The sequence below is a fragment of the Pseudomonas sp. E45-MNA-CIBAN-0222 genome (assembly GCF_040310405.1).
Lineage (GTDB): Bacteria > Pseudomonadota > Gammaproteobacteria > Pseudomonadales > Pseudomonadaceae > Stutzerimonas > Stutzerimonas stutzeri_AC.
The window spans coordinates 242,060-262,336 of sequence record NZ_JBEOPU010000001.1; the positions used below are offsets into that span (position 1 = coordinate 242,060).

16 protein-coding genes are annotated in these 20,277 nt (G+C 58.8%); 12 read left to right on the forward strand and 4 right to left on the reverse strand.

What is annotated here, in order from left to right:
• Nucleotide 1: 1 nt before the first annotated feature.
• Nucleotides 2–1,528: an osmotic stress tolerance membrane protein RloB gene (gene rloB, locus AAEZ08_RS01080; RefSeq protein ID WP_058064562.1), complete on the reverse strand. Its 1,527-nt coding sequence runs from the start codon at nt 1,526–1,528 to the stop codon at nt 2–4.
• 5 nt (nt 1,529–1,533) lie between these two features.
• On the reverse strand, nt 1,534–2,070 hold the full coding sequence (rloA, locus tag AAEZ08_RS01085) for a retropepsin-like aspartic peptidase RloA (protein WP_003284578.1): 537 nt from the start codon (nt 2,068–2,070) through the stop codon (nt 1,534–1,536).
• A 274-nt stretch (nt 2,071–2,344) separates the two neighbouring features.
• Between rloA and AAEZ08_RS01090 the strand changes: the two genes are divergently transcribed.
• The 5 genes from AAEZ08_RS01090 to prpF all read left to right on the forward strand — a co-directional run bounded on the left by AAEZ08_RS01090 (nt 2,345) and on the right by prpF (nt 9,162).
• A complete protein-coding gene (locus tag AAEZ08_RS01090) occupies nt 2,345–3,070 on the forward strand; it encodes a GntR family transcriptional regulator (RefSeq protein ID WP_181066438.1) in 726 nt (241 codons plus the stop codon).
• Nucleotides 3,067–3,954, forward strand: coding sequence for a methylisocitrate lyase (gene prpB / locus AAEZ08_RS01095; protein WP_003284581.1), 888 nt, complete (start codon nt 3,067–3,069; stop codon nt 3,952–3,954). The genes AAEZ08_RS01090 and prpB overlap by 4 nt, the downstream gene beginning before the upstream one ends.
• A gap of 95 nt (nt 3,955–4,049) precedes the next feature.
• Nucleotides 4,050–5,177 (forward strand): bifunctional 2-methylcitrate synthase/citrate synthase, encoded by a 1,128-nt coding sequence (prpC, locus tag AAEZ08_RS01100; protein ID WP_500123568.1) that lies wholly within the window; start codon nt 4,050–4,052, stop codon nt 5,175–5,177.
• A 75-nt stretch (nt 5,178–5,252) separates the two neighbouring features.
• Nucleotides 5,253–7,856 (forward strand): Fe/S-dependent 2-methylisocitrate dehydratase AcnD, encoded by a 2,604-nt coding sequence (gene acnD / locus AAEZ08_RS01105; RefSeq protein ID WP_500123569.1) that lies wholly within the window; start codon nt 5,253–5,255, stop codon nt 7,854–7,856.
• Between the two features lie 118 nt (nt 7,857–7,974).
• Complete coding sequence (prpF, locus tag AAEZ08_RS01110; protein WP_102819682.1) at nt 7,975–9,162, forward strand: 2-methylaconitate cis-trans isomerase PrpF; 1,188 nt, start codon at nt 7,975–7,977, stop codon at nt 9,160–9,162.
• Between the two features lie 92 nt (nt 9,163–9,254).
• On the opposite strand, the gene ppsR is transcribed toward prpF, so the two are convergent.
• Nucleotides 9,255–10,073: a posphoenolpyruvate synthetase regulatory kinase/phosphorylase PpsR gene (gene ppsR / locus AAEZ08_RS01115; protein WP_003284586.1), complete on the reverse strand. Its 819-nt coding sequence runs from the start codon at nt 10,071–10,073 to the stop codon at nt 9,255–9,257.
• A gap of 154 nt (nt 10,074–10,227) precedes the next feature.
• Between ppsR and ppsA the strand changes: the two genes are divergently transcribed.
• From ppsA to AAEZ08_RS01150, 7 genes are all read left to right on the forward strand, one after another.
• On the forward strand, nt 10,228–12,597 hold the full coding sequence (ppsA, locus tag AAEZ08_RS01120) for a phosphoenolpyruvate synthase (protein WP_003284588.1): 2,370 nt from the start codon (nt 10,228–10,230) through the stop codon (nt 12,595–12,597).
• A 168-nt stretch (nt 12,598–12,765) separates the two neighbouring features.
• Nucleotides 12,766–13,254, forward strand: coding sequence for a ribonuclease E activity regulator RraA (rraA, locus tag AAEZ08_RS01125; protein WP_003284590.1), 489 nt, complete (start codon nt 12,766–12,768; stop codon nt 13,252–13,254).
• Nucleotides 13,255–13,338: 84 nt separating this feature from the next.
• On the forward strand, nt 13,339–14,334 hold the full coding sequence (gene cmaX / locus AAEZ08_RS01130) for a divalent cation transporter CmaX (protein WP_500123570.1): 996 nt from the start codon (nt 13,339–13,341) through the stop codon (nt 14,332–14,334).
• A 56-nt stretch (nt 14,335–14,390) separates the two neighbouring features.
• Nucleotides 14,391–14,633: a hypothetical protein gene (locus tag AAEZ08_RS01135; protein ID WP_003284594.1), complete on the forward strand. Its 243-nt coding sequence runs from the start codon at nt 14,391–14,393 to the stop codon at nt 14,631–14,633.
• Nucleotides 14,634–14,635: 2 nt separating this feature from the next.
• On the forward strand, nt 14,636–15,460 hold the full coding sequence (locus tag AAEZ08_RS01140) for a mechanosensitive ion channel family protein (RefSeq protein WP_003284595.1): 825 nt from the start codon (nt 14,636–14,638) through the stop codon (nt 15,458–15,460).
• Nucleotides 15,461–15,544: 84 nt separating this feature from the next.
• A complete protein-coding gene (sigX, locus tag AAEZ08_RS01145) occupies nt 15,545–16,135 on the forward strand; it encodes an RNA polymerase sigma factor SigX (protein WP_102819679.1) in 591 nt (196 codons plus the stop codon).
• A 99-nt stretch (nt 16,136–16,234) separates the two neighbouring features.
• A complete protein-coding gene (locus tag AAEZ08_RS01150; protein WP_058064568.1) occupies nt 16,235–17,224 on the forward strand; it encodes an OmpA family protein in 990 nt (329 codons plus the stop codon).
• A 263-nt stretch (nt 17,225–17,487) separates the two neighbouring features.
• On the opposite strand, the gene acnB is transcribed toward AAEZ08_RS01150, so the two are convergent.
• A complete protein-coding gene (acnB, locus tag AAEZ08_RS01155) occupies nt 17,488–20,097 on the reverse strand; it encodes a bifunctional aconitate hydratase 2/2-methylisocitrate dehydratase (RefSeq protein WP_058064569.1) in 2,610 nt (869 codons plus the stop codon).
• Between the last annotated feature and the right edge of the window lie 180 nt (nt 20,098–20,277).

Genomic DNA, 20,277 nt, shown 5'->3' on the forward strand with positions numbered 1-20,277 from the left:
CTCAATCCTTCAGAAAGGCTTTGAAGCGGAACAGCTCGGTCAGGCGGTAGCCGCGGTAGCGACCCATCGCCAGCATGAAGCCCACCATGATCATCAGCACTGCCGGGAAGGTGAAGATGAAGTACGTCAACTCCCGAATGTTCATCAGCATGAATGCCAGGCTTGCGGCGATCAGGGTACCGACCGCCACCTTGAAGGCGTGACCACCGCCGCGCTCTTCCCAGGTGATCGACAGGCGCTCGATGGTCATGGTCAGAATCACCATCGGGAACAGCGATACCGACAGGCCACGTTCAAGGCCCAGTTTGTGACTGAGCAGGCTGATAACGGCGATCAGTACCACAACGAATGTCAGCACCACCGACAGTCGCGGCAACATTTGTAGTTTCAGGTGCTCCAGGTAGGAACGCAGCGACAGACCCAGCGCCGTGATCAGCGTGAACAGGATGATGCCGAAGCCGATCTGCGTTTCGCGGAAGGCCAGTGCAATCAATACCGGGGTAAAGGTGCCGAGCGTTTGCAGGCCGCCGAGGTTGCGCAGGATCAGGATCACCAGTACCCCGATCGGGATCATGATCATGATCTGGTAAGTCTGCTGCGTCTGCAGCGGTAGGCCATAAAGCGAGTACTCGAGGAAATCTGCGTCGGTGTTTTCGTCGGTCAGCTTGGCCAGGCGAATGGCGTTCATCTCACTGTTGTTGAGCGTGAAGGTCACCTGCGGATTGCGTCCGCCTTCGAGATTGATCAGCGGCTCGTCACCGGTCCACCAAACCAGGCGGTCATCCGGCAGCCCTTGTTCACCGGTTCCTGGGTTGAAGAACAGCCACTTGTCACCGTTAAAGCTGCGCAGCCAGAGTTCGGGTGATTGCGCCTGATCGGCGTTCAGGCGAATGGTGTGCACGCGTTCCATCGGTACGTGAGCGATGGACAACAGCAGTTCGATAACGCGCGCTTTGTTCGCAATGGATGCATCGCCACCAAGCAGCAGCTTGACGTTGTCGTCATTCGGGTTGTTGACGCGCTTGATGGCTTCACTGATGAAGGTTTCTACGTCGGCCGAGTGTTGGCGTATGGGTGAGAGCAGCGCCTCGGCAGCGATCTTCTCTGGCCCCTCTACTGGAATGCTGTCGCGGAAGATCGGGCCGGTCGCCTTGGTCTGCTCTCCGCTATAGCGCTTGGTGAGCACAAGGCGGTAATACAGTGTCTGGTTCCCGCTCGCACGGCGTGCGGACCAGGTAACGCGTCGGTTGCCGTCGGCCCGATTGATGCTGACGCCGTAGTTATTGGAGATGAAGCTCTCGTTGAGGCTGACGAACTCCTGGTTCAGCGGCGGCACGTACATCTGCAGCTTTACCGGCTCGCGAGGGCTGGCCTGAAATTCGACCTTGGCGTCGATATTCCACAGGTCATCGGTTTCGTCTTCGGTAACCGGAATGCCCAGTATGAAGATCTGGTAGGCGGTGATCGAAATTCCCAGAGCGACGAGCAGGAAGATCAGGACTTTCAGATGCAGAGTGAGAGCGCGCATGGGTATTACTCGTCAGCGTCAGATTCGTTGAGGCAACCGGGTTTGCCGGCAATAAAGGTGCGACTTGGATCGACCAGGGCGCCGAAGCGGGTAAGCGCGTCGGAACCTATCAAAAGTGGGTATTGGAAAGCGGTACGGTCCGTGAGGTTCACTTCTATCGTGCGTTTAGCCTTGCCCATGCACAGATCGAGCTCGATAACTGGGCGCGCCGTATAGGTTTTTTCCTCTTCGGGATCGAAATCGCCGGCCCTTCGTTTGATTTTGCTGATACGTGCCAGCGGCCGCTCGATCGGGTGCGCGTGTGCGCTATCCACTGCCAGGTAAAACCGCACCCACGACTCGCCCTTGCGCTTGAAGCGGGTGATGTCTCGGGCGCTGAGTGAGGCGGTTTGTGCGCCGGTATCGAGCTTCGCCTCTACCTCGAGATTGAAGTCGGGCAGGCCGACGTTCTCGTTAAGCCCGTAGATCGTTTTGTTGGAGGCCGCGCCAATTGTGGGCAGGAGCAATACACAGAGCAGCAGGAAGTGGGCTTTAACTCTCATGGAACCTGTGGTCTTGAGGAAGGGGTGGGGATAGCTGGACATGTGACGCTGAGGGGCGCTGCTGAAGAACGCCCATGGCGCGAAAGGCTCGCATTCTAGCATGCTGATTTCAGGACGCTACAGCGGGCACTCTTGCTGCTGTCGGAGACATCGGCAGGAGGCTTATTGCCGTACGACTTTAGTAAAGGTGTCGACAATCTGTTCGGTGGTTCTGTTGACTGCTCGCCATTCGGGGCGTAATTTCGCGACATCGTCACCTGAATTGTCGACAATCATGCTGGATACTCTTGAGCTTCATCCATCTGCGCAACAGCTCGACAGTGGCACGCTGGCCGAGCACGTGTTTCGCCTTATCCAGGCTGCCATCGTCAAAGGCGAAATTGCTCCGGGTAGCAAGATCTCAGAGCCGGAGCTGGCGCGTACCTATGGCATCAGCCGCGGGCCGCTGCGCGAGGCGATCCACCGATTGGAAGGACAGAAGCTGCTGGTTCGCGTGCCGCATGTTGGCGCCCGGGTGGTGTCACTCAGTCATGCCGAGCTGATCGAACTCTACGAAATTCGAGAATCCCTGGAAGGCATGGCCTGCCGCCTTGCGGCCGAGCGCATGACCGATGACGAGATTGATGATCTGCGCCGGGTACTCAGCACCCATGAGCGCGATGAAGCTTTCCAGGCCGGCGTCGGCTACTACCAGCAGGAAGGTGACTTCGACTTCCATTACCGGATTATCCAGGGCAGCGGCAACCGCACGCTGGCCAAGCTCCTGTGCGACGAGCTCTATCAGCTGGTGCGCATGTATCGCATCCAGTTCTCCACCACGCCAAACCGGCCGCATCAGGCCTTCGCCGAACACCATCGAATTCTCGACGCCATCGCCGAACGCGATGGCGAGTTGGCGGAGCTGCTGATGCGCCGCCACATCGCCGCTTCAAAACGAAATGTGGAACGCCATTTCAAGGGCGTTCTTGAGCAAACACCACATGAAAGGGGTAATGCATGACTCTTCCTTCTGCCGGTCAGCGTTTCCGTGACGCCGTGGCCAGTGAGCACCCGCTGCAGGTAGTCGGCGCGATCAACGCCAACCATGCGCTGTTGGCCAAGCGTGCCGGCTTCAAGGCCATCTATCTGTCCGGCGGCGGCGTCGCGGCCGGCTCGCTGGGCTTGCCGGATCTTGGCATCACCGGGCTGGACGATGTTCTGACCGACGTGCGTCGCATCACCGATGTCTGCGATCTGCCGCTGCTGGTTGATGTCGACACCGGCTTCGGCTCCTCGGCGTTCAACGTGGCGCGTACCGTCAAGTCGATGATCAAGTTCGGCGCGGCGGCGATTCATATCGAGGATCAGGTCGGCGCCAAGCGTTGCGGCCATCGGCCGAACAAGGAAATTGTCTCCCAGCAGGAGATGGTCGACCGCATCAAGGCCGCCGTCGATGCACGTACTGACGACAGTTTCGTGATCATGGCGCGTACCGATGCGCTGGCGGTGGAAGGTCTGAACTCCGCGCTGGATCGTGCTGCGGCCTGCATCGAGGCGGGGGCGGACATGATTTTCCCCGAGGCCATCACCGAGCTGGCGATGTACAAGACCTTCGCCGACCGGGTGAAGGCGCCGATCCTGGCCAACATTACCGAATTCGGCGCCACGCCGTTGTACACCACCGAAGAGCTGGCCAGCGTCGACGTCTCCCTGGTGCTCTACCCACTGTCGGCGTTCCGAGCCATGAACAAGGCGGCGGAAAACGTCTACACCGCGCTGCGCCGTGACGGCACACAGAAGAACGTAATCGACACCATGCAAACCCGTATGGAGCTCTACGATCGCATCAACTATCACACGTTCGAGCAGCACCTCGACGCGCTGTTCGCCCAGAAGAAGAGCTGACGAGAGGACCCCGCTGGGTTTGCCAACGGGGTCTTTGCGATCCATTTTTCAACGTGATTTGCAGTATCCAGAACAAATCCAAGAAGGAGATAGCAATGGCTGAAGCAAAAGTTTTGAGCGGCGCGGGCCTGCGCGGACAGATCGCCGGACAGACCGCCCTGTGTACCGTGGGCAAGACCGGTGCCGGGTTGACGTATCGCGGTTACGACGTGCGCGACCTGGCGGCCGAGTGTGATTTCGAGGAAGTGGCCTACCTGCTGTTCTACGGTGAGCTGCCGAACACCCAGCAGCTGGCCGATTACAAGAGTCGTCTGAAGACCATGCGCGACCTGCCGCAGGCACTTAAGGAAGTATTGGAGCGCATTCCGGCAAGCGCTCATCCGATGGATGTCATGCGCACCGGTTCATCCGTTCTCGGCACGCTGGAGCCGGAGCTCAGCTTCGACCAGCAGCGCGACGTGGCCGAGCGCCTGATGGCCGCTTTCCCGGCGATCATGTGCTACTGGTATCGCTTCACTCACGACGGTGTGCGCATCAACTGCACCAGCGACGAAGAGACCCTGGGCGGTCATTTCCTCGCGCTGCTGCACGACAAGAAGCCGAGCGACCTGCACGTCAAGGTCATGAACGTCTCGCTGATCCTCTACGCCGAGCACGAGTTCAACGCCTCGACCTTCACCGCCCGTGTCTGCGCTTCGACGCTGTCCGATCTCTATTCCTGTGTGACCGGTGCCATCGGTTCGCTGCGCGGCCCGCTGCATGGCGGCGCCAACGAAGCAGCGATGGACATGATCGAACAGTGGAAGAGTCCGGAAGAAGCACGCGAAGCGATCCTCGGCATGCTCGAGCGCAAGGACAAGATCATGGGCTTCGGCCACGCGATCTATAGCGTTTCCGACCCGCGCAACGAGGTCATCAAGGTCTGGGCCAAGAAGCTCGCTGACGAAGTGGGCGATACCGTGCTCTATCCGGTCTCGGTGGCTGTCGACGAAACCATGTGGGAGCAGAAGAAGCTCTTCCCGAACGCCGATTTCTACCACGCCTCCGCCTATCACTTCATGGGCATCCCCACCAAGCTGTTCACGCCGATCTTCGTCTGCTCGCGCGTTACCGGCTGGGCGTCCCATGTGTTCGAACAACGCAGCAACAACCGGATCATTCGGCCGAGTGCCGAGTACATCGGTCCGGAGCAGCGCAAGGTTGCCCCGATCGCCCAGCGCTGATCGGAGCAGGGGAGCTCGTCGCCGGGCTCCCCGAACCTCGCCCCACAGAACATTATTGGATTGAGTTCTTCCGGCATGAATACAGAACACCGCAAACCTCTGCCAGGCACTGGGCTTGACTACTTCGACACCCGTGAGGCGATCGAAGCCATCCAGCCGGGTGCCTACGACAAGCTGCCCTATACCTCCCGCGTCCTGGCCGAACAACTGGTGCGTCGCTGTGAGCCCGAAGCGTTGACCGATTCGCTGAAGCAGATCATCGAGCGCAAGCGCGATCTGGACTTCCCCTGGTATCCGGCGCGCGTGGTCTGCCACGACATCCTCGGCCAGACCGCGCTGGTCGACCTCGCCGGTCTGCGCGATGCGATAGCGGAGCAGGGCGGCGACCCGGCGAAGGTCAACCCGGTTGTTCCGACTCAGCTGATCGTCGACCACTCCCTGGCGGTTGAATTTGCAGGCTTCGATCCCGATGCGTTCGAGAAGAACCGCGCCGTTGAGGAGCGCCGCAACGAGGACCGCTTCCACTTCATCGAGTGGACCAAGACCGCGTTCAAGAACGTCGACGTGATCCCGGCCGGCAACGGCATCATGCACCAGATCAATCTGGAGAAAATGTCGCCGGTGATCCAGGCCCGCGGCGGTGTGGCCTTCCCGGATACCTGTGTCGGTACCGACTCGCACACGCCACACGTTGATGCGCTGGGTGTCATCGCCATCGGCGTCGGCGGCCTGGAAGCTGAAACCGTGATGCTCGGTCTGCCGTCGATGATGCGCCTGCCCGACATCGTCGGCGTACGTCTGACCGGCAAACGTCAGCCCGGTATCACCGCCACCGATATCGTGCTGGCGCTGACCGAGTTCTTGCGTAAGGAGCGTGTGGTCGGAGCCTGGGTCGAGTTCTTCGGCGAAGGCGCCGACAGCCTGACCATTGGTGATCGCGCGACCATCTCCAACATGTGCCCGGAATACGGCGCTACCGCTTCGATGTTCTACATCGATCAGCAGACCATTGATTACCTCAAGCTGACCGGTCGCGAGCCGGAGCAGGTTGCGCTCGTCGAGCAGTACGCCAAGGAAACGGGCCTTTGGGCGACGGCCCTGGAAGGCGCCGAATACGAACGCGTGCTCGAATTCGACCTGTCCAGCGTGGTGCGTAACATGGCTGGCCCGTCCAACCCGCACAAGCGCCTGCCGACTTCGGCGCTGCACGAGCGCGGCATCGCCGACGAAGGCAAGTTGGCGGCCGGACGTGTCGAGGAGGCTGAAGGGCTGCTGCCGGACGGCGCAGTCATCATTGCGGCCATCACCAGCTGCACCAACACCTCGAACCCACGCAACGTGGTCGCCGCCGGTTTGCTGGCGAAGAAGGCCAATGATCTTGGTCTGGTGCGCAAGCCTTGGGTCAAGACGTCGTTCGCGCCGGGTTCCAAGGTCGCCAAGCTGTATCTGGAAGAAGCTGGGTTGCTTAGCGAACTTGAGAAGCTCGGTTTTGGCATCGTTGCCTACGCCTGCACCACCTGTAATGGCATGTCCGGCGCGCTGGACCCGGTGATCCAGAAAGAAATCATCGAGCGAGACCTGTACGCCACGGCAGTGTTGTCCGGCAATCGTAACTTTGATGGGCGGATCCATCCGTACGCTAAACAAGCATTCTTGGCCTCGCCGCCGCTGGTGGTTGCTTACGCTATCGCCGGTACCGTGCGCTTCGATATCGAGCAGGACGTGTTGGGCACCGACCAGCATGGCAACCCGGTTACGTTGAAAGATCTATGGCCATCCGACGAAGAAATTGACGCTATCGTGGCCGCTTCGGTGAAGCCGGAGCAGTTCAAGCAGATTTACATCCCGATGTTCGATCTGGGCACCATTGAGGAGGCCGAAAGCCCGCTGTACGACTGGCGGCCGACATCCACTTATATCCGCCGTCCGCCGTACTGGGAAGGCGCGTTGGCTGGCGAGCGCACACTGAAAGGCATGCGTCCGTTGGCGATCCTGCCCGACAACATCACCACCGATCACCTGTCCCCATCCAACGCCATCCTGCTGGACTCGGCAGCCGGCGAGTACCTGGCGAAGATGGGCCTGCCGGAGGAAGACTTCAATTCCTACGCTACCCACCGCGGCGATCACCTGACCGCCCAGCGCGCGACCTTTGCCAACCCGCAGCTGGTCAACGAGATGGCTGTCGTCGATGGCAAGGTGCAGAAGGGGTCCTTGGCACGCGTCGAGCCGGAAGGCCAGGTTATGCGTATGTGGGAAGCGATCGAAACCTACATGACGCGCAAGCAGAACCTGATCATCGTGGCAGGTGCCGACTACGGCCAGGGATCATCGCGTGACTGGGCAGCCAAGGGCGTGCGCCTGGCCGGTGTGGAGGTGATCGTCGCCGAAGGCTTCGAGCGTATCCACCGCACTAACCTGGTCGGCATGGGCGTACTGCCGGTCGAGTTCAAGCCGGGCACCACCCGCCTGACCCTTGGTCTGGATGGCACCGAAACCTTCGACATTGAAGGCGAGCTGTCGCCGCGCTGCGATCTGACCCTGGTCATTCACCACAAGAGCGGTGAAGAAACTCGCGTGCCGGTCACCTGCCGTCTCGACACTGCGGCCGAAGTCAGCGTCTACCAGGCCGGCGGCGTGCTGCAGCGTTTCGCCAAGGACTTCCTCGGACAGGCGTAACTACCAATCGCTCGCTCTGCTTCGATACAGGCTCATGTATCGAAGCGGGGCGGCGCTTGCATCTTTCTTCTGCGCTGCGGCCACCAGGCAGCAGTGGCTTCATGAGGGCGAGATTCCCATGGCTCATGTATCACAGGTCAGAATTCCCGCGACCTATATGCGCGGCGGCACCAGCAAGGGGGTGTTCTTCCGGTTGCAGGACCTGCCGGAAAGCTGCCAGGTGCCAGGCGCGGCACGCGACAAGCTGTTCATGCGCGTGATCGGCAGCCCCGACCCGTATTCCGCGCATATCGACGGCATGGGTGGCGCCACGTCCAGTACCAGCAAATGCGTCATCCTTTCGAAGAGCAGTCGGCCGGATCACGACGTCGAATACCTCTATGGCCAAGTTTCCATCGACAAGCCCTTCGTCGACTGGAGCGGTAACTGCGGCAACCTTTCGACTGGTGCCGGTGCCTTTGCGCTGCATGCAGGCCTGGTGGATGCCGAGCGTATTCCGCAGAACGGTACCTGTGTAGTGCGGATCTGGCAGGCCAACATCGGTAAAACCATCATCGCCCACGTACCGGTCACCGACGGCCAAGTGCAGGAAACCGGCGATTTCGAGCTGGACGGCGTGACCTTTCCGGCTGCCGAGATCGTGCTGGAGTTCCTCGATCCGTCGGATGACGGCGAGGAGGGCGGTTCGATGTTCCCAACCGGCAACCTGGTCGATGAGCTGGAGGTCCCAGGCATCGGTACGCTCAAGGCGACCATGATCAGTGCGGGAATTCCAACTGTGTTCGTCAATGCCGAGGATATCGGCTACCAGGGCACTGAGCTGCGTGAGGACATCAACGGCAATCCCGAGGCGCTGGCGCGGCTGGAGGCGATCCGCGTAGCCGGGGCGCTGCGCATGGGTTTGATCAAGAACGCTGAAGAGGCGCTGACCCGTCAGCACACGCCGAAGGTTGCGTTCGTTTCCCAGCCGAAAAGCTACCGTGCGTCTTCCGGCAAGAACATTGAGGCAGGTGAGGTCGATTTGCTAGTCCGGGCGCTGTCCATGGGCAAGCTGCACCACGCCATGATGGGCACCTGTGCGGTGGCCATCGGCACCGCGGCGGCAGTACCCGGTACGTTGGTCAATTTGGCCGCCGGTGGTGGCGCGCGCCAGGCTGTGCGCTTTGGGCATCCGTCCGGCACGCTGCGAGTCGGTGCCGAGGCGAAGCAGATCGACGGCCAATGGACCGTTACCAAAGCGATCATGAGTCGCAGCGCGCGCGTGCTGATGGAAGGCTGGGTACGTGTGCCGGGCGACGTGTTCTAACGTGCTTCATCTGCCGCAAAGCGAATTCTTCCGGCTGAAAAACGCAAAAAGTCCGCACCAAGCGGACTTTTTGTTGTCTAGCGAAGCGGCAGTTATTTGAGTCGACGTTCGACGCCTTTTTCCACCAGGATCTTGGCGGAGATCTCCTCGACGGAGAAATGCGTAGAGTTGATGTAGTTGATGTTCTCGCGGCGGAACAGGCTTTCCACCTCGCGGACTTCGAACTCGCACTGGGCGAAGCTGGCGTAGCGGCTGTTGGGTTTTCGCTCGTGACGAATGGCCGCCAGGCGATCGGGGTCGATAGTGAGGCCGAATAGCTTGTCCTTGTACTCCTTGAGAACGCTGGGAAGCTGCAAGCGCTCCATATCATCTTCGGTCAGCGGGTAATTGGCAGCGCGAATGCCGTACTGCATCGCCATATACAAGCAGGTCGGTGTTTTACCGCAGCGGGAAACGCCAACGAGGATAAGGTCAGCCTTGTCGTAGTAGCGGGTACGGGCGCCATCGTCGTTATCGAGGGCGAAGTTGACCGCCTCGATACGCTCCATGTAGTTGGAGTTATGGCTGATAGAGTGTGATTTACCAACGGAATACGAGGAACGTGACATCAGCTCATGTTCCAGCGGAGCAAGGAAGGAAGAGAAGATGTCGATCATGAAGCCATTGGATTCGGCCAGAATGTCACGGATTTCCTGGTTCACCAGGGTGTCGAAGATGATCGGCCGCCCCCCGTCCTTTTCCGCGGCATTATTGATTTGCTGTACCATGGCCCGCGCTTTTTCCGCAGTGTCTATGTACGGGCGGGTTAGTTTCGTGAAGGTGATGTTCTCGAACTGTGCCAGAAGACTATGGCCCAGAGTTTCCGCGGTGATGCCTGTGCCGTCAGAAATGAAGAATGCAGTTCGTTTCATGTGCCTTGGGCCTTAAGTCGAGAACGGTTCCCAGCTATAGTAGGCCCTTCGCCGAGCCCGGTTGGCGGGCATTGTTACTTATTTTGCAGGGTCGGGCCACAGTAGTACGGCCAGGCTCCGGTTGAGTTTCCAACACTAATGTGGAGAGATCACCTTGGTAGAGTACGTAGTTTCCCTCGATAAGCTCGGCAATCATGACGTTGAGCGTGTAGGGGGCAAGAACGCCTCCCTCGGCGAGATGATCAGCAACCTCGCAGGCGCGGGTGTATCGGTGCCTGGCGGTTTCGCCACTACGGCACAGGCCTATCGTGATTTCATGGAGCTCAGCGGTCTCAATGAGCAGATCCATGCGCTTCTCGATGCGCTGGACGTGGATGACGTCAATGCCCTCGCCAAAGCCGGCTCGCAGATTCGCGGCTGGGTCATGGATGCTCAATTCCCGCCAAAACTGGATGCGGACATTCGCACTGCGTTCGCGGAAATGTCCGGTGGCAATGACAATATGGCCGTTGCGGTTCGTTCCTCGGCCACCGCTGAAGATCTGCCGGACGCATCTTTCGCCGGTCAGCAAGAAACCTTCCTGAACATTCGCGGCGTGGACAATGTAATCCGCGCTACCAAGGAAGTATTCGCTTCTCTGTTCAACGATCGCGCAATCGCCTACCGCGTGCACCAAGGCTTCGACCACAAGCTGGTCGCGCTCTCTGCTGGCGTGCAGCGCATGGTCCGCTCCGAAACTGGCACTGCCGGTGTCATGTTCACTCTGGACACTGAATCCGGCTTCCGCGACGTGGTGTTCATCACCGGTGCGTATGGTCTGGGTGAGACTGTTGTGCAGGGTGCAGTGAATCCGGACGAGTTCTATGTCCACAAGCAAACGCTGGAGGCCGGTCGTCCCGCCATCCTGCGTCGTAATCTGGGAAGCAAGGCGATCAAGATGATCTACGGCGCGGAAGCAAGCGCCGGTAAGTCGGTCAAGACCGTCGACGTCGACCAGGCAGACCGCGTGCGCTTCTGTCTAACCGACGAAGAAGTGAGCAATCTGGCCAGACAAGCCATGACCATCGAGAAGCACTACGGCCGTCCGATGGACATCGAGTGGGCCAAAGATGGCGATGACAATAAGCTGTATATCGTTCAGGCGCGTCCGGAAACCGTAAAAAGCCGCAGCAGCGCCAACGTGATGGAGCGCTACCTCCTGAAGGAGAAGGGTACTGTCCTCGTCGAAGGCCGTGCCATCGGTCAGCGTATTGGCGCCGGCCCCGTCAAGGTCATCCATGACGTCAGCGAGATGGACAAGGTCCAGCCGGGCGACGTGCTGGTTTCCGACATGACCGACCCGGATTGGGAACCGGTGATGAAGCGTGCCAGCGCCATCGTCACCAACCGTGGCGGGCGTACCTGTCATGCGGCGATCATCGCCCGTGAACTGGGAATCCCGGCGGTCGTAGGCTGTGGTAATGCCACCGATCTGTTGAAGGACGGCCAGCGTGTGACCGTTTCCTGTGCTGAAGGCGATACCGGCCTGATCTTCGATGGTGAGCTGGGCTTCGATATCCGCCAGAACTCCATCGACGCCATGCCGGAGCTGCCGTTCAAGATCATGATGAACGTCGGCAACCCGGACCGCGCCTTCGACTTTGCGCACCTGCCGAACGAGGGTGTCGGGCTGGCCCGCCTCGAATTCATCATCAACCGCATGATCGGCGTGCACCCCAAGGCGCTATTGAACTTCGACGGCCTGCCCGCCGATGTGAAGAGCAGCGTCGAGAAGCGCATTGCCGGTTATGACGATCCGGTCAACTTCTATGTCGAGAAGCTGGTTGAGGGCGTCAGTACCCTGGCCGCTGCCTTCTGGCCGAAAAAGGTCATCGTGCGCCTGTCGGACTTCAAGTCCAACGAATACGCCAATCTGATCGGTGGCAAGCTGTACGAGCCGGAAGAAGAGAACCCGATGCTGGGCTTCCGCGGTGCATCGCGCTACATCAGCGATTCCTTCCGTGACTGCTTCGAGCTCGAGTGCCGTGCGATGCGCAAGGTACGCGATGTGATGGGCCTTACGAACGTCGAACTTATGGTGCCATTCGTCCGCACCCTGGGCGAGGCGTCGCAGGTCATCGACATTCTTGGCCAATTCGGTCTCAAGCGCGGCGAGAATGGTCTGCGCATCATCATGATGTGCGAGCTGCCGTCCAACGCCCTGTTGGCCGATGAGTTCTTGGAATTCTTCGATGGTTTCTCCATCGGCTCGAATGACATGACCCAGCTGACGCTAGGCCTGGACCGTGACTCCGGTATCATCGCCCACTTGTTCGACGAGCGTAATCCGGCGGTGAAGAAGTTGCTGGCTAATGCCATCCAAGCATGCAACAAGGCCGGCAAATACATTGGCATCTGCGGGCAAGGCCCATCGGATCACCCGGATCTGGCCAAGTGGCTGATGGAGCAGGGCATTGAAAGCGTGTCCCTGAACCCGGACTCGGTTCTCGATACCTGGTTCTTCCTGGCTGACCGCGAGATCTGACGGTTCAGGCTGTGGCAAAACGGGGCGCAAGCCCCGTTTTCGTTGGTGCTTAATCATCGTCGGCTCGGCAATCCCGTTTTCGTGGTTTACGCGTAGCGGCTAAGATGTCGCGCCAATGGCTTTAAGACTGGACGTTCGCCCGTAATTTCCAAGCAGAAGGAGCTTCCCATGCAATACGTCACGCCTGATCTGTGCGATGCCTACCCGGACCTGGTGCAGGTTGTCGAACCGTTGTTCAGCAACTTCGGTGGCCGCGACTCCTTCGGTGGAGAGATCGTGACTATCAAGTGCTTTGAAGATAATTCACTGGTCAAGGACCAGGTCGATGTCGATGGAACCGGCAAGGTGTTGGTGGTCGATGGTGGCGGTTCGCTACGTCGCGCGTTGCTGGGCGACATGCTTGCAGAGAAAGCGGCACGCAACGGCTGGGAAGGCCTGGTCATCTATGGTTGTGTGCGAGATGTCGATGTCCTTGCGCAGACAGACCTTGGCGTTCAGGCACTAGCCAGTCATCCGATGAAAACCGACAAGCGCGGCATCGGTGATCTCAATGTTCCAGTCACGTTTTGTGGCGTGACGTTCCGTCCTGGTGAATATGTGTATGCCGATAACAACGGCATCATTGTCTCTCCCGAGCCTCTCAGCATGCCGGAGTGATGCAGGCTGCAATTGACGGATGCCTTGTCATTCTTCTGAGCCCGGCCATGCCGGGCTTTTTATGGGCTACGACGGAACAGATTGATGCAGGAAACTGAAAGCGAGCAGCGTGGCCTTATCCACGCTTTCGTCCTTGACGGCAGCGGTGGAGCCCGGCAAATCAGCTATGGCGGCCTGACGAGCTTGCGGCTTGCTGGTGACGAAAGCCTTTGGCTGCACTGGGATCGTAGCCAGCCGCACGCACAGGATTGGCTGCGAACACAAAGTGGCCTGAGTGCTTTCGCTTGTGATGTGTTGCTCGAAGAAAATACGCGGCCGCGCATGCTGGCCTTGCCACAGGAAGAGCTGCTGCTGTTTCTTCGCGGGGTAAACCTGAATCCTGAGGCCGAGCCAGAGGATATGGTGTCCGTGCGCGTATTCGCTGATCGACAGCGAGTTATCTCTCTGCGGCTCAGGCCATTACGCTCCACGGAAGTAGTGATCCATCAGCTGTTGGAAGGCAGGGGGCCTAAATCTGCTTCTGAGCTCCTGTTGTTTCTAGCCGAAGCCATGACTGATCGTGTCGATGATTTTGTCACGCAACTGGCCGAGCGCATTGATGCGGAAGAGGAGGAGATCGATGCGAATGAGCGGTATGCCCCCGAGCACCACTTGTTGCTATCCCTGCGGCGACAGGCAGCGAGTCTGCGACGCTTTCTGCAGCCTCAACGCGAGCTGTACGGGCAGCTGACCCGCAATCGGTTGAGCTGGTTCGCGGACGACGACACAGAGTACTGGAATGAGCTCAGCAACCGGCTGATCCGCTATCTGGAAGAGCTCGACATGGTTCGAGAACGAGTCAATCTGGTACTTGAGTCGGAGCACCGCAGGCTCAACGAGCGGATGAATCGTACGATGTATCTACTTGCTATCATCACCGGCTTTTTTCTGCCGCTGAGTTTCCTGACAGGGCTGCTTGGAATAAACGTCGGAGGTATCCCTGGCTCCGAATTCCCTTACGGTTTTGTCGTGGCTTGCTTGCTGATCGGCGGTATTGCGTTGCTGCAGTGGTGGATTCTGCGCCGTATGCGTTGGCTCTGAATGTGACTTACACCGGGGCATAGACCGTCTAGCCGACATACTTTAGCGAGGTTTGCATGCGCGATCCCTTTGAAGAATCCCTGCGCGACCTGCTCAACAAGCCCTCTGTCCATGACGATGACGCTTGTCTGGGTCGCGTTCTCAAGACTGCCAACCGCCAAGTGGGCGCTGGCGACCTGTTCTCCCTGATTGGGCACTGGCTGGAAGCATTGATGATTGCCATAAACAGCGGTTCGCGGCACCTCGCCCCGGTCTCTCGCCGCGAAGATCCCATTCGTTCGTTCGATAAGGCTGATTGATCATGGAATTCAATCCCTGGACCCAAAGTCTTCTTTCGGCGATGAGCTCGCTCTGGGCTTCTGTCGCGGCCTTCATTCCGAGATTGTTCGGCGCATTGGTCGTCGTTCTGCTCGGTTTTATTGTGGCCAAGTTACTCGATACGTTGCTGTCCAAAGTGTTGGCCAAAGTGGGTCTGGATCGCCTGATGGCGGGCACCGGTCTGACCAAGTTGTTGAGCCGGGCTGGAATACGCATTCCCGTCTCCGCGCTGATTGGTAAGGTCGTCTACTGGTTCGTTCTACTGATATTTCTGGTATCGGCCGCTGAATCGCTGGGGCTGGAGCGAGTGTCTGCAACGCTCGATATGTTGGCGCTTTATGTGCCCAAGGTCTTTGGCGCCGCGCTGATTCTGCTGGCCGGTGTCTTGCTGGCTCAGTTGCTAAGTGGCCTCGTTCGCGGCGCGGCAGAAGGGGTTGGACTCGACTACGCCAACGGTCTTGCGCGCATGGCGCAGGGGCTGGTGATCATCATCAGCATCTCCGTCGCAATTGGTCAGCTTGAGGTCAAGACCGAGCTACTCAACTACGTCATTGCCATCGTGCTCATTACTGTTGGTCTGGCCGTGGCGCTGGCCTTCGGTCTCGGCAGCCGTGAGCTTGTGGCACAAATCCTGGCAGGGATTTATGTTCGAGAGCTTTACGAAGTAGGGCAGCGAGTGCGGCTGGAGGATGTCGAAGGGCAGATCGAGGAGATCGGAACAGTCAAAACACTGCTGCTTACCGATGACGGAGAGCTGACTTCGGTGGCCAACAAAGTGCTGCTCGAGCAGCGCGTTGGCAGCCGTTAAGCGCGCGTTTCTGGTAAAGTACGACGCCTTTTTTCCGGTTTCCATAAATGGCGGCCGTGATTTTGACTGCCGGCTCGAAGCGTCTTGACTAAAACCTCATCGTCCATTTCGCGCTACGACCCTCGCCAGCTCACCGATGAAGAGCTGGTGCAGCACGCCCATGTCGAGCTATTTCATATAACGCGCGCTTATGAAGAACTCATGCGTCGATATCAGCGTACACTGTTCAACGTATGCTCACGCTATTTGGGAAACGAGCGAGACGCCGATGATGTATGTCAGGAGGTCATGCTCAAGGTTCTTTATGGCTTAAAGAACTTTGAAGGCAAATCTAAATTCAAAACCTGGCTATACAGCATCACTTATAACGAATGTATTACTCAATATCGCAAAGAGCGCCGTAAGCGGCGTTTGCTTGACGCACTCAGCCTCGACCCGCTTGAAGAGGCATCCGACGAGAAGGCGCCGAGAATCGAGGAGAAGACTGGGCTCGACCGGTGGCTCGTGCATGTGAATCCGATCGATCGGGAGATACTGGTGTTGCGTTTTGTTGCTGAACTTGAGTTCCAAGAAATCGCAGATATCATGCACATGGGTTTGAGCGCTACGAAGATGCGCTACAAGCGGGCACTGGATAAGCTGCGGGAAAATTTTTCCGATCAAACTGAAACTTAATCTAGGAAACTTGTCTTATACCTTGCGAACAGCTTGGGCATACAGACAGCCGGTTTCCTTAGATTGTTCTGATTCCAACCACCAGATGGGGATTTACGGATGAAACTTAAAAACACCTTAGGCGTCGTTATCGGTTCGATGGTTGCCGCCACTTCTTTTAGCGCGCTGGCCCAAGGACAGGGTGCCGTAGAGGTGGAAGCGTTCGGTAAGCATTACTTCACCGATAGCTCGCGTGATGTTCAGCGTGACGGCGAGCTCTACGGCGCTGGCGTCAGCTACTTCCTGACCGACGACGTTTCGTTGGGTCTCTCCTATGGCGAATATCACGACCTGACCTCCAAGGATCCGGTTGATGGTGGCGGCCACAAGAAAATCAAGGGCAGCCTGACTTCCCTTGATGCTGCCTACCACTTCGGTGCTCCGGGTGTGGGTCTGCGTCCTTACGTTTCCGCTGGCGTAGCTCACCAGAGCATCGGCCAGGCTGACCGTGGCGGCCGTGATCGCAGCACCTTCGCAAACGTTGGTACCGGTCTGAAGTACTACTTCACCGAGAACTTCTTCGCCAAGGCTAGCGTTGATGGCATGTACAACATTGATGCAGACGAAGGCGAGTGGATGGCTGGCGTCGGCGTTGGTCTGAACTTCGGCGGCGGTGCTCGTCAGGTTGCGGCAGTCGAGCCGACTCCAGAGCCGGCCCCGGCTCCGATCGTCGACACTGAGCCGGAACCCGCCCCGGAGCTGGTGCGTGTTGAGCTGGATGTCAAGTTCGACTTCGACAAATCCCGCGTTCGTGAAGAAAGCTACAGCGACATCAAAAACCTCGCTGACTTCATGCAGCAGTACCCGCAGACCAACACTACCGTTGAAGGTCACACTGACTCCGTCGGTACCGATCAGTATAACCAGCGTCTGTCCGAGCGTCGTGCCGAAGCAGTCCGCAACGTTCTGGTCAACGAGTACGGTGTTGAAGGTGGTCGCGTGAACTCCGTAGGTTACGGTGAGTCCCGTCCGGTTGCCGATAACGCTACCGAGGAAGGTCGTCAGATCAACCGTCGCGTTGAAGCCGAAGTAGAAGCTCAGGTTCAGTAATCTGAGTTAGCTACACCGAGAAGAGCCCGGCTAGCCCGGGCTTTTCTTTGTCCGCAGAAAAGTAATAGGTGTGTGGCTGTCCTTCAGCGCGATGATGGCTTGCTGCTGCGGTGCTGTAATGAAAGGCTGTCCGGCCGATAGCACGCGTGGCGGTGCTTGGCTATTAGCGGTCGCGCTGGCAACAGGTTAAAGGCAAGGTCGAAGGAAAGTCGCGCATAAAAAACCCCGCCGAAGCGGGGTTTTCTGATTGCCTTACCGCGTCATCAGACTTCGACGACCTTGATCTTTGCCTTCTCCGCAGCGTCGCGGAATTCAGCGATCTGATCGAAAGACAGGTAGCGATAGATGTCGGCAGCCATGCTGTCGATGTTCTTCGCGTACTCCATATACTCCTCGACGGTCGGCAGTTTGCCGGTGATGGACGCTACTGCCGCCAGCTCGGCCGAAGCCAGGTATACGTTGGTGGCATCACCCAGACGGTTCGGGAAGTTACGAGTGGAGGTAGAGACCACGGTGGAACCGGTTTGCACGCGAGCCTGGTTACCCATGCACAGCGAGCAACCCGGCATTTCCATGCGCGCGCCAGCCTTGCCGTAGATGCCGTAGTAGCCTTCTTCGGTCAGCTGGTGGGCATCCATCTTGGTAGGCGGAGCCAGCCACAGGCGAGTCGGGATGCCGCCCTTGACCTTGTCCAGCAACTTGCCGGCAGCGCGGAAGTGACCAATGTTGGTCATGCAGGAGCCGATGAAGACCTCGTCGATCTTCTCGCCAGCTACGGTGGACAGCAGGCGAGCATCATCCGGATCGTTTGGAGCGCAGAGCACGGGCTCTTTGACTTCGGACAGGTCGATCTCGATCACGGCAGCGTATTCGGCGTCCTTGTCGGCTTCGAGCAGCTTCGGATCAGCGATCCAGGCTTCCATCGCTTGAGCACGACGCTCCAGAGTGCGCGCATCGCCATAGCCCTCGCTGATCATCCAGCGCAGCATGGTGATGTTGGAGCGGAGGTACTCGGCAATCGAGTCTTCCGGCAGCTTGATGGTGCAACCGGCAGCTGAACGCTCGGCGGAGGCGTCGGACAGTTCGAACGCTTGCTCGACGGTCAGCTGGTTGAGGCCTTCGATCTCGAGGATGCGGCCGGAGAAGATGTTCTTCTTGCCTTTCTTCTCGACAGTCAGCAGACCTTGCTGAATGGCGTAGTAGGGGATGGCATGAACCAGGTCGCGCAGGGTAATACCCGGTTGCATCTGGCCTTTGAAGCGCACCAGCACCGATTCCGGCATGTCCAGCGGCATAACGCCGGTGGCAGCAGCAAATGCGACCAGACCAGAGCCGGCCGGGAACGAGATGCCGATCGGGAAGCGGGTGTGAGAGTCACCGCCGGTACCAACGGTATCGGGCAGCAGCATGCGGTTCAGCCAGCTGTGGATAATGCCGTCACCTGGGCGCAGGGAAACGCCACTGCGGTTCATGATGAAGTCCGGCAGGGTGTGGTGGGTATTGACGTCGATCGGCTTCGGGTAGGCGGCGGTGTGGCAGAACGACTGCATGACCAGGTCAGCCGAGAAGCCCAGGCAAGCCAGGTCTTTCAGTTCGTCGCGGGTCATCGGGCCAGTGGTGTCCTGAGAACCGACGGTGGTCATCTTCGGCTCGCAGTAGGTGCCCGGACGGACGCCTTTGCCTTCCGGCAGACCGCAGGCGCGACCAACCATTTTCTGTGCAAGGGTAAAGCCCTTGCCGCTATCGGTCGGTGCTTCCGGCTTCTTGAACAGGGTAGACGGAGCCAAGCCCAGTTCAGCGCGTGCCTTCTCGGTCAGGCCACGGCCGATGATCAGCGGAATACGGCCGCCAGCGCGGACTTCGTCCAGCAGCACTTCGGTCTTCAGTTCAAAAGTAGTGATGACTTCATCAGTACCGTGCTTGCAAACCTTGCCAGCGTAGGGGTAAACGTCGATCACGTCGCCCATGCCCAGGTTGCTGCAATCGAACTCGATCGGCAGGGCGCCAGCATCTTCCATCGTGTTGTAGAAGATCGGAGCGATCTTGGTGCCGAAACAGAAGCCGCCAGCACGCTTGTTCGGGACGTTCGGAATGTCGTCACCGAAGAACCACAGCACGGAGTTGGTAGCGGATTTGCGCGATGAGCCAGTACCAACCACGTCACCGACGTAAGCAACCGGGAAGCCCTTGGCTTTCAGTTCTTCCATCTGCTTGATCGGACCGACGGAGCCCGGCACGTCCGGGTTGATGCCGTCTCGGGCCATTTTCAGCATGGCCAATGCATGCAGTGGGATGTCGGGACGCGACCAGGCATCGGGAGCGGGCGACAGGTCGTCGGTATTGGTTTCGCCGGTTACCTTAAATACGGAGAGGGAGACCTTCTCGGCAACAGCTGGACGGTTGGTGAACCACTCGCCTTCGGCCCAGGATTGCATGACGCCTTTGGCGTGCTCGTTGCCGGCCTTGGCTTTTTCGGCCACGTCGTGGAAAGCGTCGAACATCAGCAGGGTGTGCTTCAGTTGCTCGGCTGCAACAGCGGCCAATTCGGCATTATCCAGCAGCTCAACCATAGTGGCGATGTTGTAGCCGCCCTGCATGGTGCCCAGCAGTTCGACAGCGCGCTGCTTGCTCAGCAATGGCGAGGAGGTTTCACCTTTGGCCAGGGCGGACAGGAAGCCGGCCTTGACGTAGGCGGCTTCGTCGACGCCAGCGGGGACGCGGTTGGTGATCAGGTCAACGAGGAATTCTTCTTCGCCGGCTGGCGGATTCTTCAGCAGCTCAACCAGGCCTGCGGTTTGCTCGGCGTTCAGCGGCTGGGGCACGACGCCCTGGGCGGCACGCTCTTCTACGTGTTTGCGATAGGCTTCAAGCACAGTTTTTACCCTCATCATTGGTCCCACGGGTGTTTCGGGACGCGCATCCGGAAGCTGTTTTCAAAGTTTTACGCCGGGCGGGCGAAGCCGGATGGGCAGGGTACAGGCAGTTCTGCGCATCCGGCATGCAGCCGGGTCAACTGTGCTCGTGACGCTTTGAAAACAGCTTCGTATGGAATG